This is a genomic window from Chitinophaga sp. (assembly GCF_036566945.1).
In the GTDB taxonomy this organism is placed as follows: domain Bacteria; phylum Bacteroidota; class Bacteroidia; order Chitinophagales; family Chitinophagaceae; genus Chitinophaga.
The window spans coordinates 1-6,212 of record NZ_DATCVJ010000433.1; the positions used below are offsets into that span (position 1 = coordinate 1).

Annotated in this window: 3 protein-coding genes; all 3 read right to left on the reverse strand. The window is 43.4% G+C overall.

Annotation, left to right across the window (positions count from 1 at the left end; genetic code table 11):
* On the reverse strand, positions 1-2,843 hold a 2,843-nt coding region (locus VIP81_RS13075; RefSeq protein WP_331961093.1), incomplete at its 3' end, for an RHS repeat domain-containing protein.
* A gap of 776 nt (positions 2,844-3,619) precedes the next feature.
* On the reverse strand, positions 3,620-4,957 hold the full coding sequence (locus VIP81_RS13080) for an ectonucleotide pyrophosphatase/phosphodiesterase (RefSeq protein WP_331961096.1): 1,338 nt from the start codon (positions 4,955-4,957) through the stop codon (positions 3,620-3,622).
* Positions 4,958-4,976: 19 nt separating this feature from the next.
* A partial coding sequence (locus VIP81_RS13085; protein WP_331961099.1) for a RagB/SusD family nutrient uptake outer membrane protein occupies positions 4,977-6,212 on the reverse strand: 1,236 nt, incomplete at its 5' end.

Here is a 6,212-nt window from a genome sequence, read left to right on the forward strand (position 1 = left end):
ACCACTTTCAGTCTTCCGAATGAATCATACTCATAAAAAGTTGTTCTGCCAGCAGGATCTGTTTCGGAAGTCATACCTATCAAAGGTTTAAACGTATAGGTGGTAATTAATGCAGCTGGTAATCCTGTACGCAGTTTATTCAATTCATCTCTCAATTGTTGATCGCTTTGCGGGTCATTCAGAATGGATGGATTGATAAAACTTTTGACAGTGGCTAAATCGCTGCCAACTACCCGGACCACCGGATACTGGTTTTTATAGCCATACAGGTAACACTCATTAATATTATTAGACTGTTTCATCTGCAGAATATTTCCCGAAGAATCATACTGATCAAATTCCAGTCTGTTTTCCAGCGGAACCGACGATGTTGACAATTGCACATTCACGGGCTTAAAAACGCCCTCCGGCCATGCTTTCTGATTAGTCCTCTCTGTTTTCACCAATCTCGACGGAACAGTAGCTGTTTTTACATATTCTTTTTTCTCTATCACCGGACTTAAGATATTACGAGATTTCATCGTATTATAAGGGGTTGTAGTAGAAAAATCATCTACATAAGCAAGGCTTGTAAAAGAGGTATCTCCGTTACTGGAATATTTTGTAATACCGGTCGGATAATAATTATTGGGGTTGTCGTGATCGTAAATAGTAGTTGTTGTGAGCACATCACTGCCAACATATTTATTACTTACTTCAGACCTGAGATAATTTGCGCCCGTGATCACACTCTGATTACTAATACTTGAGCCGAACAACAGCCGGCTTTTATCTGGCACAGAGCTCCGCGTAGCGAAGTCATTTCTTGCCGTGTAAACTCCCACGGGATCAGTGGGATATCCAGAATAGGAGGCTACCTGGTATACATATAGTCCAGTAAGGATTTTTTGAGTGACATAGGAATAGTTGTAAGAGATATCTTCCGTTATCTGATAGACGCTGTTTCCTGTATTAACGAAAACTTCCTTTTTCCTCAATAAACCATTCGCCCAGTTTCTGCATTCACTACGATAATAACTGGGAACATATTGTCCCCTTACCCCTCCACCAATATTGGTCGGGGCCAGGTTATCTCCATTGTCATAAGAATAAGTATAGATGTTCTTCCCGGTATTATCAGCCGCATTTCCAATATATTCCGTCACTCTTGCATACTGAACATTATTGCTCCCCAGGATACCATTCCAGCTATTTGACATCTGCCGGTCTCTGAAAACATAATACTGCGTTGTATAGCCATCCGATCCGGTACATCCTCCCGTAATGATAAAACGACAGGTACTATAATTCATCTCATTGTCCATGTCATGTTCCAGATAACCTGGATCATATTCGTAAGTCCGGGAAATAGTATTCCCCGTTTTATCTTTAGACAAAATCTGCTTGATCCTCAAACCTCCGCCCAAACTAAAGCTTCCGGTGCCCACGGCGTATTTGTTGGCTTCGAAAGCAAATTCGGTGGTACCTCCGGTTGGATAGGTAATTTTTTCGAGAATATATCTTTTCATATAATCTTCATTGGGAGAGAAATCCGCATCGCCAACCGTAATGTTCTGGTGCAATGGCGGATTATTACCGTCCGCTGCTTGTATGATATTAACAACCCGCGTTGCACAAACGGCCGTATTATCCGACTCTCCCCGGCAAAAACCCCATTGGTCAATCAGACAGCGATTATCTGCCACCGGATGGGCTTCATTATAGGTAAAGTTATACTGCTCATTTACACTGGAAGATGCTCCACTGATTGTCACAGATTTAAGCCGGAACAGGGCGGTGCTGCCTGGGAAATTATCTCTGTCAAATACGATGGAGCGTATTATTTCATTTTTGCTATTCCGTACTACAATACTTTCAATGTAGTTTTTTGATGCATTCAGGTTAAACTGTATATTCCCCTCTTTTAACGATATATTCTTAATGATCTTCGTCTCGTAAGTAATGCCTTGGCCCTGTATATTACAATATCCTGAAAAAGCACTTCCGTTGCCGGTGCAAAAGCTACCTATAGGAACGCCATTATCTCCGGGTAAAGAGTTACTCCTTATTTGAGTCGTACCAACCGTATTAACGAATTGAAAAGCCGGGATATCGTCGTAGGCAAAAGAGATTTTATTTGCGCCCGAAACATCCGACACCTGCTCCAGATACCATCCGGTGGGCGCCTTGTCCGCATCAACAATGGCCTTTTCTATATTTGAATGGCCGAACTTATACAGGAGTCCATTATCATCTGTGATATCAATACCTGTTATACTCCGGTAGTACTTAGGATCTGAGGGAGCTCCTGTCTGGACCTGGATATTATAGGGTACAAAAGGATAAGAATACGCCTTGAACTGACCCGTGCCATCATCCTCAATAGAAAAATTACCATGCTTATCTCCCATGGTATAAGTGAACCTATCGTATTGTACATCTTTTGTTCGATTGGTAATAATATCTTCCAGATAAAGGGTATGGGCATAGTTATCCTGGTCAATCTCAAAAGCAGACATCATAGGATTAGGCTTAGGACATAATTCATCTGCACGGCCTTCGACATTTCGCGAAATGAGGCCGCCAACATCCAGCGTCCAACCGGCTCCTATATTGGTTTGATTCAACTCCTTCGGTTTTATACCTGCCGCATAATATCTCAATACAATAGGCACTTCTACATCTCCGGATTTTACCGTATACAGCGGAATAGATATATCAGGTATTCCTGTATTATAAGTAACCGGCACTTCTCCATAAATCTGAAGCGCTTTACTTTGCGGCGAAGGTGGAACAATAGTCGGCAACTGCGCCTTGCCTGCAACAGTTAATAAAAGGCAAATAATGCCAAAAGTGTATTTCATAAGTATTTATTTTTTCCCCACTACCATTAGGACCACTACCCAGTCGTTTATGATTAGTTGTCCCCCTGAGTACGAGGCTGCGGGTTCTCAAGACTTTGTGTGAAAGCTGTATTTTGATTCCTCACGAAGCCCGGTAAAATTATCCAGATAAGGACCGGCTGAATGCGACGATGCACTGGAGTACTCCAAACTTACCATGTATGCGTGCACTTAGGCTTTCAAATGAATCAGGGGAGTGTGCAAAAAAGGTTGTTTGTCTTCAGGGAATCAATTTTCTCGCCTTCGTTTCAGCCTAGGCACAGATATGTTTCATAACGGCTTTCAGGATAAATCTGTTGAGTGGCTAAGCGGCTAATGTTGGCTTTCCATCCAGGATTTCCTCTTTCGGAGAAGTTGTTCTCTAATTTGCAATGGTATATTTCATAAATCAAGGTTAAGGGTTAAAAATGTTATCAATAATAAAACACATCAGAAAATAGATGCATTTACTGGGTTATTAATGTCACAATTATTCGGTAACAACAATAATACAAATAATCTAACATTTAGCCCTGGAAATAATTATTTCCAAAAAAATATTCACGGCCTGATTGACAACAATTCCGGAAGTCCCAGTAACGGCAACGAATCATCTTTGGACTTGCAGTCAAGAGGCCATGCAAAACATAAAAAAACGGCTGGCCCGGTTATCTGGAAATAAGTCTGGCCATGCACCCAAAAAACAAAAGAGCGCCTCAATTATTTTTGAGACGCTCCAACCATTTTACATACAATCCCTACTTTGCCAACACCCCTACCGGTACTTTACCATCAGTATTCCCCAGCGGCAATCCCAGCAACTGTGCCACTACCGGCGCCACATCTGTGACATTCATTTCTTTCACATGACCGCCTTTATCGATCCCGGCACCGAAGGCCACAAACCCGGTTTGTATCTCCTTAAAGTCAGGAAAATAACCGTGGGTACCACCTTTGGCAGTCTTTACCAACGCTCCGGTGGCGGCGCCACCAATGGTTACACCGGGAGCAGCTGCCAGGGCTAAAGCAGCGTGTGGATTCGCTCCCACCGCATCCAGTTGTGAACGGTCGATAACCTTGAACAATTGTTGTTGCGCAGCAGGGAGGGCTTTTAAGATAGCCAATACTTTATTTATTGTAGCAACGTCTTTCTCGTCTTTCAGGTGCAGGAAGGCTGCACCACCGGAGCTATGGAACTGTGCTTTCCAGTCGCCGGTAGCGGCATTATTCAGCAGCCCGTTTTTTGCCAGTAAAATATTGGGAGAAAAAGTCTGGCTGATATTCACAAAGCCATGATCACCGGTAACGATGATGGCAGTATTATCGTAGATCCCTGCACGTTTGAGTGCTTCTATAATAGTGCCCAGTGCACGGTCTGCTCCTGCCACAGCTTTTCTCACCAACAATCCATCACGTCCCTGTTCGTGTTCATAGTGATCGGTACAGGCCAGGTGCAGTGTGGTAAATGCGGGCTTGTAAGTAGTGATCAGGTAGGCCGACATGCGCGCCACATTTTCATCCAGGATCATTTCTTCGTCTTCCATGGTAAAATCTTTTACCCCAAGTTTTCCAGTGGCATTGTCCTGTACTTCCTGCCAAAGCCCGGCGGGTGTACATACTTTTGCCATAAGATCCCGGCGATCTTTTTTACCGGTAATCCATACGTCAGGAATATTGTAATTAATAGGCGCGCCTACGCTTACCGGCCAGATTACATTGGCAGAAGTTTTTCCCGCCTTATGTACCGCATCAAATAAAGTAGGTACCTTGATGCTGTCGTAATAGAAATACCAGATACCGGTAGCCCCTGCCGGTTCAAAAGGTGTGTTGTAGTAAATACCGTGTTTAGCCGGCGTTACACCGGTAATCAGAGACGTATGATTGGGATAGGTAACGGTTGGGAATACACTGTTTACCCCGTCTGCATAGGCGCCGTTTTCCTTCATCATCCGCAGGTTTACCATCCCCCAGGAAGCATCAGTGTAGAAATCCGGGCGGAAACCATCTATCGTAATGAGTACTACATGACTGGCTTTCTGTGAAAAGGAAGAAAGCCCTATCAGCAGCAGCAGTGCCATGCCTGTTATCTTTTTCATGTTATAATATATTTAATGATTATTCCCATAAATGGTTTTGTCCCAATGCAGGATTTAATGACAGGTCATTGAACGGTATCGGATATACGTATTTAAAGTCTTCCCACTTCCTTTCTATATTACTCAGCCAGATCAGGTTGCCACTGTTACCGTCAGATAATTTTGTCTGATCGCCATCAATGAGGAAATAATATACGCCAGGAACTTTTGTCGCGGGTATTTTTTTTACGAAAGAAACATCTGGTTTGCCGTCTTCATTTAAATCCATCAGTACATCCATTGCTGGCACATATAAGCCCACATAAGGACTTGTCAGTAAAGGACCCAGGCCCCAACGCATCAGGTCATAAAAGCGGAAACCTTCCATGATCAGTTCTATCGCGCGTTCGCGACGAATTTCCAGGAGAATGGGTGTTTCCATATTGCCATAAAATTTGGCTGCCAGATAAGGATCAGGGGTTAATGGCATGTCTGTATTTTTCAATCCGGCGCGTTGTCTCAACGGTTTGATGGTAGCGTTCCAGTCATCCGCAGAAAGGCCCTTATTGAGCTCCGCTTTGGCTTCTGCTTTATTCAACAATACTTCTGCATAGCGGATAATTGGAATAGAGTTATTATTTTCTGCTACCCCGTCTGTTGCTTTCGCATCCAGCGTAAATTTGAGCGGTTGATAACCCGTATAGGTATACGTAAAGTCAGGTGGCGCTATTTGTCCATCCCTGCGGTAGTTACCCATGCGGATGGTTTGTTGCAGGCGCAAATCCCTGTTCTTTACTTCTTCATTAAATGGCAGATTATCAAAGCCGGGTTTATCTGTAAACCGGGTACCGTCGATATTGAGATAGGTGTCTGCAAATGTTTTCACCAAACTAATGCGGTTGCCATAAGTAGCGCTGGTGAAATACCAGTTGGCATCATTAAATACACGCAGACTTTTATTACATACATACGCCAGTATTATTTCGTTGGCGTTAGGTGTTTCATTAATAAACAGGTTGCGGTAGTTCATGGTGGGATCACCGGCGGTATTCAGGGAATATTGCGCGCCCTTTATCACATCATCTGCCGCCGTAAGCGCCGCCTGCAGCCATTTATTTTCATCTTCCGGCAACTGCATATCCTTATGGTATTTGCGGAAAGTTCCTTCAAACAAACATACCCTGGATTTGTATGCCAGTGCTACCCATTTGGTAATCTGCGAACAGGTAATATCTTTTTTATCGCGGATGTTGGCGCAGGCAAAATCAAGATCTGC